17 protein-coding genes are annotated in these 19,524 nt (G+C 65.2%); 10 read left to right on the top strand and 7 right to left on the bottom strand.

The window, feature by feature from the left end:
- Positions 1-27: 27 nt before the first annotated feature.
- Both ndk and EV665_RS04720 read right to left on the bottom strand, forming a co-directional pair.
- Positions 28-450 carry a nucleoside-diphosphate kinase gene (gene ndk, locus EV665_RS04725; RefSeq protein WP_064329673.1) on the bottom strand — a complete coding sequence of 141 codons (423 nt, stop codon included), beginning with the start codon at positions 448-450 and terminating at the stop codon, positions 28-30.
- A 105-nt stretch (positions 451-555) separates the two neighbouring features.
- The gene (locus EV665_RS04720) at positions 556-1,245 is read right to left on the bottom strand and encodes a glutathione S-transferase family protein (RefSeq protein ID WP_064329672.1); all 690 of its coding nucleotides are present in this window, start codon (positions 1,243-1,245) and stop codon (positions 556-558) included.
- 134 nt (positions 1,246-1,379) lie between these two features.
- Here EV665_RS04720 and EV665_RS04715 point away from each other — a divergent pair, with 134 nt between their 5' ends.
- The 5 genes from EV665_RS04715 to EV665_RS04695 all read left to right on the top strand — a co-directional run bounded on the left by EV665_RS04715 (position 1,380) and on the right by EV665_RS04695 (position 6,549).
- Positions 1,380-1,889: a DinB family protein gene (locus EV665_RS04715; protein WP_133033261.1), complete on the top strand. Its 510-nt coding sequence runs from the start codon at positions 1,380-1,382 to the stop codon at positions 1,887-1,889.
- Positions 1,890-2,087: 198 nt separating this feature from the next.
- Entirely contained in the window at positions 2,088-2,372 is a 285-nt protein-coding gene (locus EV665_RS04710; protein ID WP_064329670.1) for a hypothetical protein, read from the top strand.
- A 192-nt stretch (positions 2,373-2,564) separates the two neighbouring features.
- Positions 2,565-3,644: a GGDEF domain-containing protein gene (locus tag EV665_RS04705; RefSeq protein WP_133033260.1), complete on the top strand. Its 1,080-nt coding sequence runs from the start codon at positions 2,565-2,567 to the stop codon at positions 3,642-3,644.
- Positions 3,645-3,747: 103 nt separating this feature from the next.
- The gene (locus tag EV665_RS04700) at positions 3,748-5,634 is read left to right on the top strand and encodes an ABC-F family ATP-binding cassette domain-containing protein (protein ID WP_133033259.1); all 1,887 of its coding nucleotides are present in this window, start codon (positions 3,748-3,750) and stop codon (positions 5,632-5,634) included.
- 87 nt (positions 5,635-5,721) lie between these two features.
- Positions 5,722-6,549: a polysaccharide deacetylase family protein gene (locus EV665_RS04695; protein WP_133033258.1), complete on the top strand. Its 828-nt coding sequence runs from the start codon at positions 5,722-5,724 to the stop codon at positions 6,547-6,549.
- A gap of 6 nt (positions 6,550-6,555) precedes the next feature.
- Here EV665_RS04695 and EV665_RS04690 read toward each other — a convergent pair whose 3' ends face one another.
- The gene (locus tag EV665_RS04690; protein ID WP_133033257.1) at positions 6,556-7,401 is read right to left on the bottom strand and encodes a GNAT family N-acetyltransferase; all 846 of its coding nucleotides are present in this window, start codon (positions 7,399-7,401) and stop codon (positions 6,556-6,558) included.
- 249 nt (positions 7,402-7,650) lie between these two features.
- On the opposite strand from EV665_RS04690, the gene EV665_RS04685 reads away from it, so the two are divergent.
- Complete coding sequence (locus EV665_RS04685) at positions 7,651-8,757, top strand: TRAP transporter substrate-binding protein (RefSeq protein ID WP_133033256.1); 1,107 nt, start codon at positions 7,651-7,653, stop codon at positions 8,755-8,757.
- 116 nt (positions 8,758-8,873) lie between these two features.
- Here the strand turns inward: EV665_RS04685 and EV665_RS04680 are convergent, their stop codons facing one another.
- Both EV665_RS04680 and EV665_RS04675 read right to left on the bottom strand, forming a co-directional pair.
- The gene (locus tag EV665_RS04680; RefSeq protein ID WP_064329664.1) at positions 8,874-10,649 is read right to left on the bottom strand and encodes a TRAP transporter large permease; all 1,776 of its coding nucleotides are present in this window, start codon (positions 10,647-10,649) and stop codon (positions 8,874-8,876) included.
- The gene (locus EV665_RS04675) at positions 10,646-11,221 is read right to left on the bottom strand and encodes a TRAP transporter small permease subunit (protein WP_133033255.1); all 576 of its coding nucleotides are present in this window, start codon (positions 11,219-11,221) and stop codon (positions 10,646-10,648) included. Before EV665_RS04675 ends, EV665_RS04680 begins: the two co-directional genes overlap by 4 nt.
- A 247-nt stretch (positions 11,222-11,468) precedes the next feature.
- Between EV665_RS04675 and EV665_RS04670 the strand changes: the two genes are divergently transcribed.
- A complete protein-coding gene (locus EV665_RS04670; protein WP_133033254.1) occupies positions 11,469-12,395 on the top strand; it encodes a Gfo/Idh/MocA family protein in 927 nt (308 codons plus the stop codon).
- A gap of 173 nt (positions 12,396-12,568) precedes the next feature.
- Here the strand turns inward: EV665_RS04670 and EV665_RS04665 are convergent, their stop codons facing one another.
- Positions 12,569-13,018: a DNA polymerase III subunit chi gene (locus EV665_RS04665; RefSeq protein WP_064329661.1), complete on the bottom strand. Its 450-nt coding sequence runs from the start codon at positions 13,016-13,018 to the stop codon at positions 12,569-12,571.
- A gap of 7 nt (positions 13,019-13,025) precedes the next feature.
- Positions 13,026-14,516, bottom strand: a complete 1,491-nt coding sequence (locus tag EV665_RS04660; protein WP_133033253.1) for a leucyl aminopeptidase — start codon at positions 14,514-14,516, stop codon at positions 13,026-13,028.
- Between the two features lie 268 nt (positions 14,517-14,784).
- Between EV665_RS04660 and lptF the strand changes: the two genes are divergently transcribed.
- Genes lptF through EV665_RS04645 form a run of 3 tightly spaced genes read left to right on the top strand, consistent with a single transcriptional unit; the run spans position 14,785 to position 19,384 of the window.
- Complete coding sequence (gene lptF, locus EV665_RS04655) at positions 14,785-15,969, top strand: LPS export ABC transporter permease LptF (RefSeq protein WP_064329659.1); 1,185 nt, start codon at positions 14,785-14,787, stop codon at positions 15,967-15,969.
- A complete protein-coding gene (gene lptG, locus EV665_RS04650; protein ID WP_064329658.1) occupies positions 15,966-17,048 on the top strand; it encodes an LPS export ABC transporter permease LptG in 1,083 nt (360 codons plus the stop codon). The genes lptF and lptG overlap by 4 nt, the downstream gene beginning before the upstream one ends.
- Positions 17,048-19,384: an LPS-assembly protein LptD gene (locus EV665_RS04645; RefSeq protein WP_064329657.1), complete on the top strand. Its 2,337-nt coding sequence runs from the start codon at positions 17,048-17,050 to the stop codon at positions 19,382-19,384. The genes lptG and EV665_RS04645 overlap by 1 nt, the downstream gene beginning before the upstream one ends.
- Positions 19,385-19,524 lie beyond the last annotated feature (140 nt).

The following is a 19,524-nucleotide window of genomic DNA, read 5'->3' as shown; positions in this document are numbered from 1 at the left end:
CTTCCGGCCGGAGCCGGACAAACCGATTCAGCCGACGATTTCGGTGTCGGAGAACCAGTACTTGATTTCCTGGGCAGCGGTTTCCGGCGCGTCCGAGCCGTGAACCGAGTTTTCGCCGATCGACAGGGCATGCGTCTTGCGGATCGTGCCCTCGTCGGCGTTGGCCGGGTTGGTGGCGCCCATGACTTCGCGATTCTTCAGGATGGCGTTCTCGCCTTCCAGGACCTGGACGACCGTCGGGCCGGAGGTCATGCCTTCAACGAGCTCGCCGAAGAACGGACGCTCCTTGTGAACGGCGTAGAAGCCTTCGGCTTCGCGCTTGCTCATCCAGACGCGCTTGGAAGCAACGACGCGCAGGCCCGCGTCTTCGAGCATCTTGGTGATCGCGCCGGTCAGGTTGCGCTTCGTCGCGTCCGGCTTGATCATCGAAAAGGTGCGTTCAATCGCCATTTTCCCGTTTCCCTTGGTTTTCCGGTGAAAGTGGCCGGTTCCATAGCCGCCAACGCCCCGCAAAACAAGAGGGGCGCCGCGATTGGCGCCGTCAGCGGCAAAGTTTCACGCCGCCGTCACACGGTGGCCGACGCCGCCGTGCAGGTCGAGGCAGCGGGCGAACCAGCCGGCGACGGGATCGCCCTCCTCCAGCACCTTCGTGCCCGCCGTCGTGCGCAGCCACTGCAGCGCGCCGAAGACGATGTAGTCCGGGAAAAGCGGGCCTTCCCCGCCGATGAAGGGCTGGACCTTCAGCATGTTGCGCAGCGGCTGGAGCTTCTTGGCAAAGCCCTCGACCTCCGCCTTGCCGGCCGCCGCGATGTCCTCCAGCGAGGCGCCGAGGCGTTCCTCGCGGCTGCGGCGGAAATAGGCCTGGTCGGCGGGCTCCAGCAGATTGTGGATGTCGAGGATGGCGATGCGGGTGACGGCCATGTGCAGGGTCGATTGCGACCAGTTCTCGATGAAGCGGGCCATCGCCCTGCCACCCTCCCCGCCGAACAGCGACGGCCGGTCGGGATAGGCCTCGTCGAGATAGAGGGCGATGTCGAAACTGTCGCGCACCAGCCGGTCGCCGTCACGCAGGAGCGGCACCGTCGCCGTGCTGCCGCCCTCGATGGCCGGGATCTCGGTGAAGCCGACGGGGACCGTCTCGTAGGCGAGGCCCTTGTGGGCGAGCGACATCACCGTCTTCCAGACATGGGGCGAGAACTGGCGGGTCCGGTCGGCGCCGGAAAGCGCATAGAGCAATCGGGTCATCAAAGCCTCGTCGTTCGGTTTGCCGCCATTGGAGCGCAGGACGACGCCGTGCGCAAATCAGATAATTTCATGGGTGACATTCACGCGGCCGATGCGCGCTTCGGCTATAGTTCCGGCAGATCACGGAGACCACGATGCTCGACCATTACCGCATGTATGCCGCCTACAATGCCTGGGCCAACCGCGCGCTCTATGCCGAGGTCGGCAAGCTCGACGACGAGGCCTTTCGCCGCAATCTCGGCGCCTTCTTCGGCTCGCTGCACCGCACGCTGAACCATCTGCTGACGGCCGATCGCATCTGGATGAAGCGCTTCACCGGCACCGGCGATGCCCCGACGCGGCTCGATGCGATCCTCCACGAGGATTTTTCCGGCCTCTGGGCGGCACGGCAGGCGGAAGACGCGCGGCTCATCGCCTATATCGATTCGCTTACGGAAGAGGCGCTCGCCGCCGACTTTACCTACAGCCCGCTCACCAATCCGGCGGCCATCACCCACCCGCTCGGCCCCGCCCTCACCCACATGTTCAACCACCAGACCCACCACCGCGGCCAGTGCCACGGGATGCTGACGGCGGCTGGCGGGCCGAGCATCACGCTCGACCTCATCTCCTTCGTGCGCACGGAGGGAACGAAATTCCTATAAATTTTAGGGCGAGTGACCCTTCCAGTTCCTGCAATAGTGGTGATACAGTTGTGGTCTATGGGAGCGCTCGGCATCGATTAAGGGGGCTGCTCCGTCCTGTCACCCAAGTGACAGGCACGGGCGATCGGTAATGGGATAGTCGCTGCCATTGAGGCTGGTGCGGGACGGCACGGGCCTCTCCTGAAAGAGGGAAGAACAATGGCAAGAACGACCGAAGAGTGGGCAGCCCTGCTCGGCAGTACGCTTTGCAAGATGGCACGGGTCTACGGCACCGACGCCCCGAATGCCTATCTGCCGGAGGAGTGCTATCCGGTGATCGAGAAGACCCTTGACGTGGCGCTGCAGGAAGCGCGCGCGGAGGGATATGCGGCGGCGATGCGCGAACTCCAGCAAAATCGCGCGCCCCGCACCAAGGAGCCGGCCCGCTCGACCGTGATCGGGCAGGTGATGCGGGCGATCCCGCTCGCCCGCCGAACGGCATGAGGTTCTGAACCATACCCTCGTGCGGCGGCATCCGCGTGATGCCGCCGCACCGCGCCTGCCAGCCTTGCGCATCGTCAACTTTGACCTGAATCTTTCTTCAGAACACGCAAAATTAACCACGCAATCCGATAGTTACGCCGACCGATACCCTCCGGCGCTGGCACCCGCCAGAGCCCCATCCGACGGCGTTCCATGAATAGCAAAGACAGCACCACCCCGACCACGCAGCCCGCCGTTCCGCCGATCACGGCGCGCATCGCGCATGTGATGGCCAATCTCGGCATAACCGGCCTGCCGCGGAACTACGAACTGTTGTTCGAGGCGCTGAACGGCAATGCGGGCGTGGCGCGCGAGATCGCGGCGCTCGGCAAGGCGCCGGACCAGGCGGCGCTCGATTCGATCGCGCTGCGCCACGCCCTGCCAAGCCACAATGTGCTGGCGGCAGGCCAGGCGGCCGGCGAGGCCGTGCGGGTGCTCGCCGAAATCTCGGCGGCGGCGGAAACCAGCCGGCGCGACCGTGCCGTCGCCCTGCAGGAACTGGAGGAAATCGCCGCCCGCATGCGCAAGGACCCGGTGCTCGGCATTTCCGACTTTTCCAGCGACACGGTCCGGCTCCTGTCGATCCTGCGCGACATCCTCGGCGCCGATCGCTCGTCCGCCGCGCGCCTGGAGGACCTGCAGGCCCATCTCGACAGCCTGCGCTCGGGCCTTTCCGTCAGCCGCGAGGCGCTGACCCACGATCCGGTGACCGGCCTTGGCAACCACGCCGCCCTGCTCGGCCGGCTGAAGGCCTTCTTCCAGGCCGAGGCGGCGAGCGAGACCGCCGCCCTGCTGATGTTCCGCGTCGAACAGCTCAAGGAATTTGCCGAGACCCATCCCGCGGGCGCTGCGGAGAAGACGCTGAAGCGGCTTGCCGCCATCTTCCGCCGCTCGGTCAAGAAGGGCGATTTCGTCGCGCGCACCGGGCCTGATGTCTTCTGCCTGCTGCTGTCGGATGTCAGCCGCGAGATCGCCGTGACGATCGCCCGCCGCATTGCCGTGCGCGTTGCGGAAAAGCCCTTCCCCTTCATGGACCGCGAATTGCCGGCCGGTTTCCTGACGCTGACGGCCGGCGTCTCGATGAGCGACGCGGCCAAGGCGCCGGCGGCGTTCTACGACCAGGCGGAACAGGCGCTCACCTATGCAGGCGATGCCGGCATCGCGTTGCGCATCTATTCGGCGGAAGTCGCCGAACGGGCCGGCCGGGGCTATCGCGGCGGGGCGGCGGCCTGACGCCGCCTGCCCTCGGGCGGCGCTGCCTTATCTTTCTGTTTTGATGCCATTGCGGGCGCAAAACCGCTTCGCACTTTTGCGGAAATTGCTCTATAGACCCGGCATGATCACGATTTCCGGCCTCACTGCCCGCGTCGCCGGGCGTCTCCTCATCGATAACGCCTCCCTTTCGCTGCCGAGCGGGGTGAAGGTGGGTCTTGTCGGCCGCAACGGCACCGGCAAGTCCACGCTGTTCCGCGTCATCACCGGCCAGCTCGCCGCCGAAGCCGGCAGCATCTCGCTGCCCAAGAACGCGCGCATCGGCCAGGTGGCGCAGGAGGCCCCGGGCACGGACGACCCGCTGATCGAGATCGTGCTGGCCGCCGACAAGGAGCGCGCGAGCCTCCTGAAGGAAGCGGAGACGGCGACCGATCCGCACCGCATCGCCGAAATCCAAACCCGCCTCGGCGATATCGGCGCCCATTCGGCGGAAGCCCGCGCGGCGAGCATCCTTGCCGGCCTCGGCTTCGACCACGAGGCGCAGCAGCGCCCGGCAAAGAGCTTTTCCGGCGGCTGGCGCATGCGCGTGGCGCTGGCGGCCGTGCTGTTCTCCGAGCCGGACCTCCTGCTGCTTGACGAGCCGACCAACTATCTCGACCTCGAAGGCACGCTGTGGCTGGAGGATTACGTGCGGCGCTACCCGCACACGGTCATCATCATCAGCCACGACCGGGACCTGCTCAACACCGCCGTCAACGCCATCGTGCATCTCGACCAGCAGAAGCTGACCTTCTATCGCGGCTCCTACGACCAGTTCGAGCGCCAGAAGGCCGAGGCCGACGAATTGCAGATGAAGGCGAAAGCCAAGAACGAGGCCGCGCGAAAACACCTGCAGAGCTTCATCGACCGCTTCAAGGCCAAGGCCACCAAGGCCAAGCAGGCGCAGAGCCGCGTCAAGGCGCTGGAGCGCATGGGCACGGTCGCCGCCGTCGTCGAGACGCATGTCCAGCCGATCACCTTCCCGGAGCCGGAGAAACAGCCGGCCTCGCCGATCGTCGCGATCGAGGGCGGCGCGGTCGGTTACGAGCCGGGCAAGCCGATCCTCAGGCAGATCAACCTTCGCATCGACAATGACGACCGCATCGCCCTGCTCGGCTCGAACGGCAACGGCAAGTCGACCTTCGCCAAGTTCATCTCCGGCCGGCTGGAGGCCGAATCGGGCGTGGTGAAACGCGCGCCGGGCCTGAAGATCGGCTTCTTCGCCCAGCACCAGCTCGACGACCTCATTCCCGAGCAATCGCCGGTCGAGCATGTGCGCCGGCTGATGCCGGAGGCGCCGGAAGCGAAGGTCCGCGCCCGCGTGGCGCAGATGGGGCTTGCGACGGAGAAGATGTCGACAGCCGCCAAGGATCTCTCTGGCGGCGAGAAGGCGCGCCTCCTGATGGGCCTTGCGGCCTTCGACGCGCCGAACCTGCTCATCCTCGACGAGCCGACCAACCATCTCGACATCGACAGCCGCCGCGCGCTGATCGAAGCGCTGAACGACTACGAGGGCGCGGTCATCCTCATCTCGCACGACCGGCACCTCATCGAGGCGACCGTCGACCGGCTCTGGCTGGTCAACAACGGCACGGTGAAGACCTTCGACGGCGACATGGAGGAATATCGCAGCCTCATCGTCCAGTCCGGCAAGAAGGACGACAAGGAGAAATCCGCCTACAACGGCGGCGAGGCCAGCAAGGCGGACCTGCGCAAGGCGAATGCCGACCGGCGCGCCCAGCTCGCCCCGCTGAAGAAAAAGATCAATGAAATCGAATCCCTGACGGCGAAGCTGCAGAAGCAGATTCAGCTTCTTGACACGGAGCTTGCAGATCCCGCGCTCTACGAGAAGAGCCCGGCCAAGGCGGCGGAGAAGGCCAAGCTGCGCGCCCTGGCGGTCGACAAATTGAGCGATGCCGAGGAACAGTGGCTGGAGCTTTCGGCGGAGTACGAGGAGGCGATGGCCGGGTAACGTGCCGTTCTTCCGGCCGTCGCAACGCTTCATTAACCATGATTTGACAAAAGTTCTCGCAAGATCATTGCCTTGCGAGTGCGCCCGATGCGTTGCCGTCTGCTTCTTGCCGCGTTGGCGGCCCTCCCCCTTCTTGCCGGCTGCAACACGACCAAGCCGCGCCCCTCCGCGCAGACCGCCTTTGCCGCGGCGGAAACGACGAAGAAGCTCGACGCGGACGACCCCGTGCCGATGTCGCCCGCGCGCTGGGCCGGGCATGCGGGGCTTGCCGGACGGACCCTTGCTGTCGCCTCGCTCGCCGACCTGAAGCTGAAGCACAAGGAGGTCGTCCTGACCTTCGACGACGGCCCCGTGCCCGGCCGCACCGAGGCGATCCTCGACACGCTCGACAGCTACGGCGTGAAGGCGACCTTCCTGATGGTCGGCCAGATGGCGGACGCCTATCCGGCGATCGCCCGCAAGGTCGTCGCGCGCGGCCACACCGTCGGCAGCCATACCTATCGCCATGCCAACCTGCGCTACCTCGCCTTCAAGGCGGCGATGGCGGAAATCCGCAAGGGCGAGAAGGCCGTAGCGCGCGCCACCGCCCGCCAGCCGGATTTCTTCCGCTTCCCCTATCTGGCGGACACGTCGGCGCTGCGCAGCGCCGTCGCCCGGCGCGGCACCATCATCATGGACATGGACGTCGATTCGAAGGACTACTTCAAGGTAACGCCCGCCTCCGTCGCGAGCCGCACCATGCAGGGCCTGCGCAAACGCGGCCGCGGCATCATCCTGATGCACGACATCCACAAGCGCACCGCCACCGTGCTGCCCTCGCTGCTCGCGCAGTTGAAGGCGGAAGGCTATTCGGTGGTGACGCTGCGCCACACGGGCGACGCCGAGCCGCAACTGCTCGCCATGGCGGGCCAATAAGGCGGCTCAGCCAAGCTCGAAGGTCGTGATGCCGTAGATGTGGCCGAGCGGCAGGTCCGGCGCCGTGCCGCGGTACATGCGCGCCGTCTCGAAGACCGGCGAGAGACCGTGGCGCACGCACAGCGCCTTGGCCTCGGCGTTCGGCGCGGGAATGTCGAGAAAGATCTCCCCGCCGCCGACGGTGGCGACCAGCGCCCGGAAGATCAGCTCGGCGCCGACATCGGTGTCGGAGAACAGCGGTCCGATCTTGAAGCCCTCCCGGCAGGCGCGGATCGTGCCGTAGCCGGAAATGCCGGTGCCATGCAGAAGCGCCACGCTCTGGCGCGTCTCCTGCTCCTTCAGCCATTCGCGCAGGAATGCCTCGCGGCGTGCCGGATTGAAACGCGCATCATAGTCGACGATCAGCGGCATGTGGACCGGCGAGACCGCCGTGAGCCGCGAATCGGCCGGCATCGGGCACTGCTGCACCCGGCCGCCGTGACGGATATTGGCGTGGGCATAGGCAAAGCCGGAGCGGCGATAGTTCTCCTGCTGGGTGACGACGCCGTCGAGCCCGACGAGACGTCCTGCGGCCAGATCCATCGCCGCATTCCAGAGGCGCAGGCCGACGCCCTGCCCGCGCACCTGCGGATCCACGATGTAGAAGCCGAGGAAAGCGTAGTCCGCGCCGTAGCGCACGAGCGAGACCGCGCCCACAAGGCGCCTGTCCGCCTCCGCCACGAGATAGCCCTCGGGATCGGCCGCCCAGAACGGCGCGGCGTCGCCGAGGCCTGGATTCCACCCTTCCGCCGCCGCCCAGTCCAGGATGTCGACCAGCTCGTCGCAATAGGCCCTGCGAATCTCGATATCCATGCCTTGCCTTTCGCCCCCCGCCGTTTCGCCCCAATCTTTCAACCGCGCAAGGGGCTGTCAACCTTCCTGCAAACGCCGGAAAAGCTCAAAAAACAGGCAGATAGCAGAAAGCGTCCGACTAAGACGAAAGTTGTAGAAGGTGCTTTCACCTTCTTCCCCGCCTTGGCTTGAAAGCCCCTTGCCGACATGGTTAGGTTTCCGCCGATGACAAAGGGCGGAAAACCACCGCCCGCCATTGGGAGGAAAACTATGGATCGTCGTTCATTCATGAAGAAGGCCGGTGTTGCCGGCGTGGGCGGTGCGGCCGCCACCGTGCTCGCGGCCCCGGCCCTCGCGCAGAGCAATCCGAAGATCAACTGGCGCCTCGCCTCCTCGTTCCCCAAGTCGCTCGACACGATCTATGGCGGCGCCGAAGTGCTGTCGAAATACGTGTCCGAAGCGACGGACGGCAATTTCCAGATCCAGGTTTTCGCCGCAGGCGAACTCGTCCCGGGCCTTCAGGCCGCCGATGCCGCATCCGCCGGCACGGTCGAGGCCGCGCATACCGTTTCCTACTACTACTGGGGCAAGGACCCGGTCTGGGCCCTCGGCGCGGCCGTGCCCTTCGCGCTCAATGCCCGCGGCATGAACGCCTGGCAGTACCATGGCGGCGGCATCGACCTCTTCAACGAATTCCTCGCCACCCAGGGCCTCGTCGGCTTCCCGGGCGGCAATACCGGCGTGCAGATGGGCGGCTGGTTCCGCAAGGAGATCAAGACCGTCGCCGACATGCAGGGCCTGAAGATGCGCATCGGGGGCTTTGCCGGCAAGGTCGTCGAGAAGCTCGGCGTCGTGCCGCAGCAGATCGCCGGCGGCGATATCTATCCCTCGCTCGAAAAGGGCACGATCGACGCAGCCGAATGGGTCGGCCCCTATGACGACGAGAAGCTCGGCTTCTACAAGGTCGCGCCCTACTACTACTATCCCGGCTGGTGGGAAGGCGGCCCGACGGTGCACGCCATGTTCAACAAGGCAGCCTTCGACGGCCTGCCGAAGGCCTACCAGTCGCTGCTGCGCACGGCCTGCCAGGCGTCCGACGCCGACATGCTGCAGAAATACGACTACCTGAACCCATCGGCCATCAAGCGCCTCGTCGCCGCCGGCGCGAAGCTCAGCCCGTTCAGCCAGGAAATCCTCGCGGCCTGCTTCGACGCCTCCAACGAGGTCTATGCCGAGATGGAAGCCTCGAACCCGACCTTCAAGAAGATCTGGGACTCGATCAAGGCCTTCCGCGGCGAGTACTACCTCAACGCCCAGATCGCCGAATACAACTACGACACCTTCATGATGATCCAGCAGCGCAGCAACAAGCTGTAAGCCCTGCGGGAACGGTAAATGCGAGAAACCCCGGAGCAGCGATGCTCCGGGGTTTTTCTTTGGCTCGGGCTGTTCGATGCAAAGGGGCCGGCTTGCGCCGGCCCCATGGCAGGTCTTCAGTTGAAGGACGGCGGACTGGAAAGGTCCGTGGCGGGCTTCTGTTCGCCGCCCTGCTCGGCCGGCTTCTCGCCGCCGCCTTCCAGCGGGTTGCCGGCGGGAAGCTGCAGGCCGCCCGGAAGGCCGAGGCCGCCGCCATTGTCGGGCAGCGTCAGGCCGCTGCCGAAGCCCGGCACCTCGATCTTGATCGTCGCGGGATCGATGCCGGTGCCCTCGCCCTTGTAGTGCATGACCATGCTCGGGAAGAGGATGGTCAGGCCGACCATGAGGATCTGGATGCCGACGAAGGGCACGGCGCCCCAGTAGATCTGCCCCGTCGTCACCGGCTGCGTCACCTTGCCCGTCACCTTGTCGAGATAGGGCACCTTGGCGGCGACCGAGCGCAGATAGAACAATGCAAAGCCGAAGGGCGGGTGCATGAAGCTCGTCTGCATGTTGATGCCGAGCAGCACGCCGAACCAAATGAGGTCGATGCCGAGCTTGTCGGCGGCCGGCGCGAGCAGCGGCACGATGATGAAGGCGAGCTCGAAGAAATCGAGGAAGAACGCCAGGAAGAAGACCAGCACGTTCACCGCGATCAGGAAGCCCGTCTCGCCGCCCGGCAGCGAGACCAGCAGATGCTCCACCCACAGATGCCCGTTCACGCCGTAGAAGGTGAGCGAGAAGACGCGGGCGCCGATGAGGATGAACATCACGAAGGCCGAGAGGCGAGTGGTGGAGGTGAGCGCCGAACGGACCACCTCCATGCTGAGCCGGCCCTTGGCCGCCGCCATGACGAGCGCGCCGACCGCGCCCATGGCGCCGCCTTCCGTCGGCGTGGCGATGCCGAGGAAGATCGTGCCGAGCACGAGGAAGATCAGCGCCAGCGGCGGGATCAGCACGATGATGACCTGCTGGGCAAGCCGCGACATCATGTTGATGCCGAACGCCTTGTCCGCCACCGCAACGGCATAGATGAAGGCGACGCCGACGGTCGCGCCGAGGATGTCGGCATTCTCGCCATGGGTCGGATAGAGGTAGACATGCGCCGCATAGGCAATGCCGGCCGCGACGACGAGCGCAATGAAGAGCGAGGTGATGCCGGCTCCGAGCGAACGCGCCTCCAGCGGCAGCGCCGGCATGGAGTCGCGCTTCAGGAAGGTCATCAGCAGGATGTAGAGCATGTAGAGCCCGGTCAGCACCAGGCCGGGGATCAGCGCGCCGGCATACATGTCGCCGACCGAGCGGCCGAGCTGGTCGGCAAGCACGATGAGGACGAGCGAGGGCGGGATGATCTGCGCGAGCGTGCCGGAGGCCGCGATGACGCCCGAGGCGATCGACCGGTCATAGCCGTAGCGCAGCATGATCGGCAGCGAGATGAGGCCCATGGCGATGACCGACGCGGCGACGACGCCGGTGGTGGCGGCAAGCAGCGCGCCGACGAAGATCACCGCATAGGCAAGGCCGCCGCGGATCGGCCCGAAGAGCTGGCCGATCGTGTCGAGAAGGTCCTCGGCCATGCCGGATCGTTCGAGCACGATCCCCATGAAGGTGAAGAAGGGGATGGCGAGCAATGTGTCGTTCGACATCACCCCCCACAGCCGTTCCGGCATCGCGTTCAGCAGCGGCCAGGACAGGTTGATCGAATCGGAGAGCGGGGCGAGCTCCACGCCGACGATGAAGAAGAGCAGGCCGTTCGCCGCGAGCGCGAATGCCACCGGATAGCCCAGCAGCAGGAACACGATCAGCGACACGAACATGATCGGCGCAAGGTTTTCCGCGATGAATTCGATCATGCGCCCTTCTCCTCTGCGATGGCCGTATCGAGGGGAGCGTGCGTCGGCACGTAGGGCGTCGGATCCTCCATGTCGCCGCGCATGATGGCGATCTTCTTGATGATCTCGGAAACGCCCTGGAAGGCCAGAAGCACGAAGCCGGCCAGAAGGATGGCCTTGGCCGGCCAGACGATCAGGCCGCCGGCGCTGGAAGAGCCCTCGCCAGAGCGGAACGACATCGCGACATAGGGCACGAGGAAATAGACCATCAGCAGCACGAAGGGCATCAGGAACAGGATATGACCGAGCAGGTCGATCCAGTGCTGCACCCGGCGCGAGAACTTGCCATAGACCACGTCGATGCGGATATGCTCGTTCTGCGCCAGCGTATAGGCGGCGGCGAGCATGAAGGCTCCGCCGAACAGATACCATTGCGCCTCGAGCCAGGCGTTGGACGATGTGTTGAAGACCTTTCGGACGACGGCATTTCCGGCACTGACGAGCACGGCGATCAGGATCAGCCAGCCGACGGCCTTCCCGATATTTTCCGTGATCACGTCGATGAGCCGGCTGAAGGCCAGCAGCGCTTTCATGAGAACTCCTCCCCGCCTGGTGTGTTATTGCTTTGGTGCCAAGCACAGGCAGAGTGCCGATTTCAAGGCCCGTTTCAAGTCCGCGGCCCGGTTTTCCCGGCCTGAGAGCCGGCATTAGACGAAAGACGAATATGGCTTCGGCCGCATTGCACAAACGGTAGGCAGATATGCGTGCATGGGCGCCCTTGCCCCCGACGGCCGTTCTGCTACAACAGCGCCCAATCATCATACAAATGAGGGTGGAGCCATGTCCCCGATCAATCTCGCAATCGTCGGCGTCGGCAAGATCGCGCGTGACCAGCATCTTCCGGCCGTGGCGAAGAACGGCGACTACCAGCTTATCGCCGCTGCGAGCCGCCAGGGCATGGTCGACGGGATCGACAATTTCACCTCGATCGACGCGATGCTGGCCGCTGTCCCCGCCATCGAGGCCGTCTCGCTCTGCATGCCGCCGCAATACCGCTACGAGGCGGCGGAAAAGGCGCTTTCGGCGGGCAAGCATGTCTTCCTGGAAAAGCCGCCGGGCGCGACGCTGTCCGAGGTCGCCGACCTCGAATCGCTCGCCGCCGCCAGGGGCCTCACGCTCTTCGCCAGTTGGCATTCGCGCTATGCCCCGGCCGTCGAAGCGGCGAAGGCCTTCCTTGCCGGCACGACGATCCGCTCCATGCGGGTGATCTGGAAGGAGGACGTGCGCCACTGGCATCCGAACCAGGAGTGGATCTGGCAGGCGGGCGGCCTCGGCGTCTTCGATCCGGGCATCAACGCGCTCTCCATCGTCACCCACATCCTGCCGCGCCCGGTCTTCCTCACCGCGGCCACGCTGGAATTCCCCGAGAACCGCGACGCGCCGATTGCCGCCGCGTTGACCTTCACCGAAGCCAGGGGCCTCGACCTTGCCGCCGAATTCGACTGGCGGCAGACCGGCAAGCAGAGCTGGGATATCGTTGCGCAGACGGACGCCGGGGAGATGGTGCTGTCGGAGGGCGGCGCGAAGCTCTCCATCGACGGCAAGCTGGTGCACGCGGAGCCGGAGCAGGAATATCCGATGCTCTACAGGCGCTTCGCCGAACTGGTGAAGGCCGGGAAATCGGATGTCGACCTCGCGCCGCTGCGCCACGTCGCCGATGCCTTCATGCTGGGGCGGCGCAAGTTCGTCGAGGCGTTTTTCGATTGAGGCGCCGGGGGAAGCCCCTCATCCGGCCTGCCGGCCACCTTCTCCCCGCAAGCGGGGAGAAGGAAATGTGCCACACCGGTTTCCCCAACCAATGACGTTCGGCAGGGGCACGTCCCCGCTTGCGGGGAGAGGGTTAGGGTGAGGGGCAACTGGCGGAGGCCGAAACGTGGCCCTCACGCCTTCTTCATCCAGCGCCCGTCGCTGTTCTGCTGCCAGTAGGTGAGCTGGTGCCCCTCGCCTTTCAGGCGCTTCCAGTGTTCGCGCGCCGTCTCCACCTCCGCCTGGTCGTAGCCGTCGAACATGAAGATGACGCGCTCATAGGCGTCGAGCGGCGGCGGCGCGGCGCCGGCGACGAGGAAGCGCACCGTCGCGCCGTTCGCATTGTCGGCGGCGGTCGTCAGCAGCACCGGCTGTTCGGCCGGAAAGGCCTGCTCGTCGGTGCCGTGCGGCAGAAAGCTGTCCTCGCGGAAGGTCCACAGATGCGTGTCGAGCGCATCGCGCCGCTCCGCGTCGCCGGTCTGCACAACGACGCGCCAGCCGCGTTCGAGGCTCTTGTCGAGGAGCGGCGGCAGCGCGTCCTCGAGCTTCGATTCGGTCAGGTGGTAGAAGAGGACCTCGCTCACCCTCTCCTCACCCTTCGTAGTTCGCGCGCACCAGCTCATCCAGCAGGCGCACGCCGAAGCCGGAGCCCCAGGACTGGTTGATCTCGTCCGACGGCGAGCCCATGGCCGTGCCGGCGATGTCGAGATGCGCCCAGGGCGTGTCCTTGACGAAACGCTGCAGGAACTGCGCGGCGGTGATCGAGCCGGCATGGCGCCCGCCGGTGTTCTTCATGTCGGCGAACTTGCTGTCGATCATCTTGTCGTATTCGCGGCCGAGCGGCATGCGCCACAGGCGCTCGTTCGTCGAGAGGCCGGCGGCGGTGAGGCGCGCGGCGAGCGTGTCGTCGTTGGAGAAGAGGCCGGCATGATGGCTGCCGAGCGCGACCAGGATCGCGCCGGTCAGCGTCGCGAGGTTGACCATGAACTGCGGCTTGAACGTCTCGTTGCAGTACCAGAGCGCATCGCACAGCACGAGGCGGCCTTCGGCATCGGTGTTGATGACCTCGATCGTCTGGCCGGACATCGACTTGACGATGTCGCCGGGTCGCTGGGCGTTGCCGTCCGGCATGTTTTCCACAAGGCCGAGGATGCCGACGACATTGGCCTTCGCCTTGCGGGCGGCGAGCGTGTGCATGAGGCCGATGACGGCGGCGGCGCCCCCCATGTCGCCCTTCATGTCCTCCATGCCGGCGGCCGGCTTGATGGAGATGCCGCCCGTGTCGAAGACGACGCCCTTGCCGATGAAGGCGATCGGCCGGTCCTTCTCCTTGCCGCCCTTCCACTGCATGATCGCAAGGCGCGGCGGGCGCACGGAGCCCTGCGCGACGCCGAGCAGCGCGGCCATGCCGAGCTTCTTCATCTCGCGCTCGGTGAGGATGTCCACCTCGACGCCGAGCTTTTCCAGCGCCCTGGCCTTGTCGGCGAATTCCACAGGGCCGAGCACGTTGGCCGGCTCGTTGACGAGATTGCGGGCGAGAATCACGCCCTCGGCGACGGCATCGGACACCTCGTTCGCCTTTTTGGCGGCGCTGGCGACGGCGGTGACGATCGTCACCTTCACGGGCTTGCCGTTCTTCGCCTCGTCGTCCTCGCCCTTCTTCGTCTTGTAGGTGTCGAAGCTGTAGGCGCCGAGCTGCAGGCCGAGGGCGAAATCGGCGGCGTTCTTCGCCGTCACGGTGACGCCCGGTGCATCGAGATAGATCGTCGCCTTCTCCGCGCGGCCGATCTTGGCGACGGCGGCGCCGCCGGCCTTCAGCCAGTCATGGGCCACGAGTTTTTCCGCTTCGCCGAGGCCGAGCACGAGGATGCGGTCCACGGGCGCGCCATGCGGCGCCAGGACGTCGAGTGTCTTCAGGGCCTTGCCCGAAAATTTCGCGACGCCCGCCGCACGGGCGACGACACCTTCCGGATCGACCTCGCCGAGACCGGCGGCGGTCTCGCTCGCAATCTGCAGGAGGATCGCAAGGCCGCCCGAAGCGCGTGCCGTCTTTGCGAAACCGATGTCGAATCTGGAAGCCATGACTTACTCCGAATATAATGCCGGCAGGCCTGTCGTCCCGCCCGGGAGGCCGCCAATCTCATCAATTCCTTGTCGCTTTTGCGGCGCTTGGCAAGATGCGGCACCTTGTTTACAGATTGTCAGGCATGCTTGTTCGCCATAAATTTTCCTCGGCCGGAGAGACTCCCGCCTATGGCATCAGCCTGAAGAAAGCTTATATGCCCATGGCTGTTCCGATGGGTGCCCCTGCACGAGGCCGGAGCCGCTTGTCGGAAACGCGGACGAAACGATGAAACTGATCGAGCGCTATATCCTGCGGCGGGCGTCGCTCATGTTCGTCGCCACGCTCGTGCCCCTGCTCGGCATCGTCTGGGTCACGCAGGCGCTCGGCAGCATCAACCTCGTCACCGACAGCGGCCAGTCGATCTTCGCCTTCCTGAAGCTGGCATCGCTGGTCCTGCCCTCGGTCATCCCGATCATCCTGCCCTTCGCGCTGGTCATCGGCGTGTCGCAGACGCTGACCGTCATGAACTCTGATTCGGAGCTGACGGTGCTGAACTCGGCGGGCGCGTCGCGGGCGACGATCATCCGTCCGGTGATGATTCTTGCGGTGGCGATGAGCTTCGTCTCCTTCGCCGTCGACAATTTCGTCGAGCCCTATTCGCGCACCGCCGTGCGCAAGATGATCGCGACGGCCCATGCCGACATGCTGTCCGCCGTCGTGCAGGAGAACACCTTCCGCAAGATCACCGACGGCCTCTACGTGCAGGTGGCGGAACGGCGCAATGGCGGCGTGCTCGGCGGCCTCTTCGTCGCCGATACGCGCGACCCGCGCTTCGAGCTCGTCTACTATGCCCGCGAGGGCGCGGTGGACGAGAACAGCTCGGCGCTCGTCATGAAGGACGGCGAGGTGCACCGCAAGCTGCCCGACGGCAACGTCTCGATCATCAAGTTCGATTCCTATGCCTTCGACCTTGCCGACCTCACCCAGAGCGTCGGCAAATCCAACATCAGGGCCAAGGATCGCGACCTCATCTATCTCTTCGATCCGGATCCCACCGATCCGCAATACCAGAAGAATCCCGGCGCCTTCACCGCCGAGATCCATCGCCGTTTCACCGAATGGCTCTTCCCGGCGGTCTTCGGCCTCATCGCGCTCGTCGTCAGCGGCGATGCGCGCTCGCACCGCGAGGCGCGCGTGCATCCGATGATCACGGCGCTGCTGACCGCCCTCTTCGTGCGCTGGGCGAGCTTCTACGCATCGAACAATGCGGACGAATCCCCCTATTATATCCCGATCATGTATCTCATCCCCGTCATCACCGCGGCGCTGGCGATCCGTTATCTCGGACGCAACAAGAGCCTCGACATTCCCGTGACGCTGGGCGAGCGGCTGGCGGACCTGCGCGACCGGCTGCTGGCGCGTTTCACGCGGGCAGGCTCTCCCTCCACCGGCGGGGGCGGCACGCCATGATACCGACGCTCGGCTTCTATTTCTTCCGCCGCTACATCATCACCACCATCTGGTTCCTGCTCGGCATCTTCTCGCTGATCTTCATCATCGATTTCAGCGAGATGTCGAACCGTGTCGGCGTGCTGCCGGGCTATACGCTGACGAGCGGCCTGCTGGTGACGGCGCTGCGCATCCCGATGATTCTGATGCAGACCGTGCCCTTCGTGGCGCTCTTTGCCGGCATGGCGGCGCTGATCTCGCTCAACCGCCGCTACGAGCTCGTCGTCACGCGCGCCGCCGGCATTTCGGCCTGGCAGTTCCTGCGCCCCTTCATCATCGGCGCCTTCCTGTTCGGCATCGCGGCCGTGCTCGCCATCAACCCGATCGCCGCCTGGGGCGCCAAGAAGGCGGCGGAGCTGGAAGCGGGCTGGGGCGCCAGCAACGCCGCGCGCACCGAGACCGCCGTGCCATGGCTGCGCCAGATCCATGGCGACGACCAGGCGATCATCGGCGCCAAGGCGGTTCTCGACGGCGGCACGCGCCTTGTGAACGTTACCGTCATCCACTTCGATCCCGACGGCCGCATCGTTCTGCGGCAGGATGCCGATTCGGCGACCTTGGAAGATGGTTACTGGTTGCTTAAGAACGTGCACGAGACGCGCAACGGCGAATTGCCGGTCCGTCTCGACGAGGTACAGCTTCGTACCAACCTGAAACGGGAATTCGTTCAGGAGAGCCTCGAAAAGCCTGAATCCATTCCGTTTTTGAGCCTTGGACGCAAGATCGAGGCGGCAAAGTCCTTCGGATTCCCCACGGATGCGATGGAAACGCAGTTCCATTCCTTGCTGTCGCTGCCGCTGCTTCTGGTTGCCATGACGCTGATCGCAGCCTGTGTATCATTAAAATTTAGCCGGTTTAATCAATCGCGTGCGGTGATTCTGGGTGGAATCCTGTCGGGCTTCATGCTTTATGTCGTCACCGTGCTTGTGAAAGCATTCGGAAGCAGCGGTGTTGTACCTCCGTTCGTTGCGGCCTGGCTCCCCGTGGTCGTCGCAATGTCCTTGGGCGCGACGATTCTTCTCCATCAGGAGGATGGCTAGTGGCGGTAGGCGACCGCAAAACGAATCGGTGGTTGAGAGCCGCCCTGCTTGCAGGTGCGGCCGCGTGCGCCATCGTGTCCGCCTGCACGCTTCCCGCCCGGGCGCAGGCGCCCGACATCCAGTCGATGGAGCCGAAGATCCCCGACGATGCCAAGCTGCTGCTGGCGGCCAACGAGCTCGTCTATAACAACGACACGGAGAAGGTGATCGCCCGCGGCGCGGTGCAGATCAACTATGGCGGCTACAAGCTCGTCGCCCGCCAGGTCGAATACAACCAGAACACCGGCCGGCTGACGGCCTACGGCAATATCGAACTCATCGAGCCGACCGGCAACCGCGTCTATGCCGACGAGATGGACCTGTCGGACGATTTCGCCAACGGTTTCGTCAATGCGTTGCGCATCGAGACCACGGACCTCACCAAGCTGGCGGCGACCAGCGGCGAGCGCGTCAACGGCGAGGAGATGATCCTCAACCACGCCGTCTATACCGCCTGCACGCCCTGCGCCACCAACCCGACGCACCGCTCACTCTGGCAGATCAAGGCCGAGCGCGTCGTGCAGAACGGCCGCACCAAGACGATCCGCCTCGAACGCGCCCGCTTCGAGATGTTCGGCAAGCCGATCGCCTATATTCCCGTGCTGGAAGTGCCTGACCATACGGTCAAGCGGAAGAGCGGTTTCCTCTTCCCGCAGTTCAGCTACGAGCAGAAGCTCGGCCTCGGCATCACGACGCCCTACTACTTCGCCATCGCCCCGGACATGGACGCGACGCTCTCGCCGACCGTGCTGACCCGTCAGGGCTTCCTCGTCGAGGGTGAATTCCGCAAGCGCTTCCACAACGGCCAGATCACATTGCGTGCCGCCGGCATCGACCAGTGGAACCCGGGCGTCTTCACGCGCGGCACGAGCGACCGGCGCGACGACTTCCGCGGCATGGTCGCTTCCGAAGGCCGCTTCAGGATCAATCCCCGCTGGTCCTTCGGCTGGGATGTCATGGCGCAGACCGACAACAACTTCTCGCGCACCTACGACCTCGACGGCCTGGAAGACCGCATCCACGTCAACCAGATCTACCTGACCGGCCTTGGCGACCGGAACGTCTTCGACCTGCGTTCCTTCTATTTCGACGTGCAGGACGCCGACCCGCAGGACCGGCTGGAGCGCAAGCAGGCGATCGCCCAGACGCTCGACCACGAATATATCGTGCCGCAGCCGGTGCTTGGCGGCGAGCTGTCGATCACCACGAACATCACCAATGTCGAGCGGGACCTGCGCGACGCCTACAGCGTGCGCGGCAACGACCGGTTCCGCGGCCTTGCCGGCGGCACGACGCGGCTGACCAGCGAAGTCGAATGGCGGCGCCAGTTCGTCGTGCCGGGCGGCCTCGTGCTGACCCCGCTGCTGGCGGCGCGCGGCGACATCCACCGCCTCGACATGAGCGATCCCGGCCTCGGCTATGCCGGCAATTACGTCGACGACAACAGTGCGACCCGCACGATGCTGACCGCCGGCCTCGAGGCGCGCTATCCGATCCTCGCGACGACCGACTACAGCACGCATCTCTTCGAGCCGATCGCGCAGATCTACCTGCGTCCGGACGAGGACCATGCCGGCGGCCTGCCGAACGAGGACGCCCAGAGCTTCGTCTTCGACGCCACCAACCTTTTCGAACGCGACAAGTTCTCCGGCTTCGACCGGATCGAGGGCGGTTCGCGCGCCAATCTGGGCCTGCGCTATACCGGCACCTTCGACAACGGCCTTCGCCTGCGCTCGATCATCGGCCAGTCCTTCCATCTCGGCGGCGTGAACTCCTTCGCCACGCCCGACCTCGTCAATGCCGGCGCCAATTCGGGCCTTGAGACGGATTCCTCCGATTATGTCGGCATGGCCGGCATCGACCTGCCGAACGGCCTGTCGTTCGCCCACAGCGCCCGCCTCGACAAGGACGACTTCTCGATGCGCCGCGCCGACACCTCGGTGCGCTTCGATGGCGCCCGCTTCGAGACGGAAATCACCTATACGCGCATCGCGGCACAGCCGGCCTATGGCCTGGCGGAGGATTCCAGCGAAATCCAGAGCGCCGCGGCCTTCAAGTTCGAGGACTACTGGTCGGTGTTCGGGTCGCTGACCTACGACATCAAGCGCCAGAGCCTGTCGCGCAACGGCATCGGTTTCTCCTATGACGATCGCGACACGGTCTTCTCGATCGTCTACGAGCAGACGCGCGACAAATCCGGCACGACGGCGAACGACTGGTCTATCGGCGCGCGGCTGATGTTCCGCACGCTCGGCGACATCAATGTCGGCGACACGACGCTGACGGGCTTCGAGTAAGCGCTGCCGCGCTCTTGTCATCGTTTGGCCGCATGTATTATGCACATCCGGGAGAAACGCCCGCCGGTGAAGGCCGCCTGCATGGACGGCATTCCCGCACGAACGATACCGGTGCGCGCGAAACGGGTTTGGGAAAGGGA

Source organism: Shinella granuli (assembly GCF_004341885.1).
Classification (GTDB): Bacteria; Pseudomonadota; Alphaproteobacteria; order Rhizobiales; family Rhizobiaceae; genus Shinella; species Shinella granuli.
The sequence above is the reverse complement of the archived record's forward strand: the minus strand, read 5'-3'. Positions and strand labels throughout refer to the sequence as shown.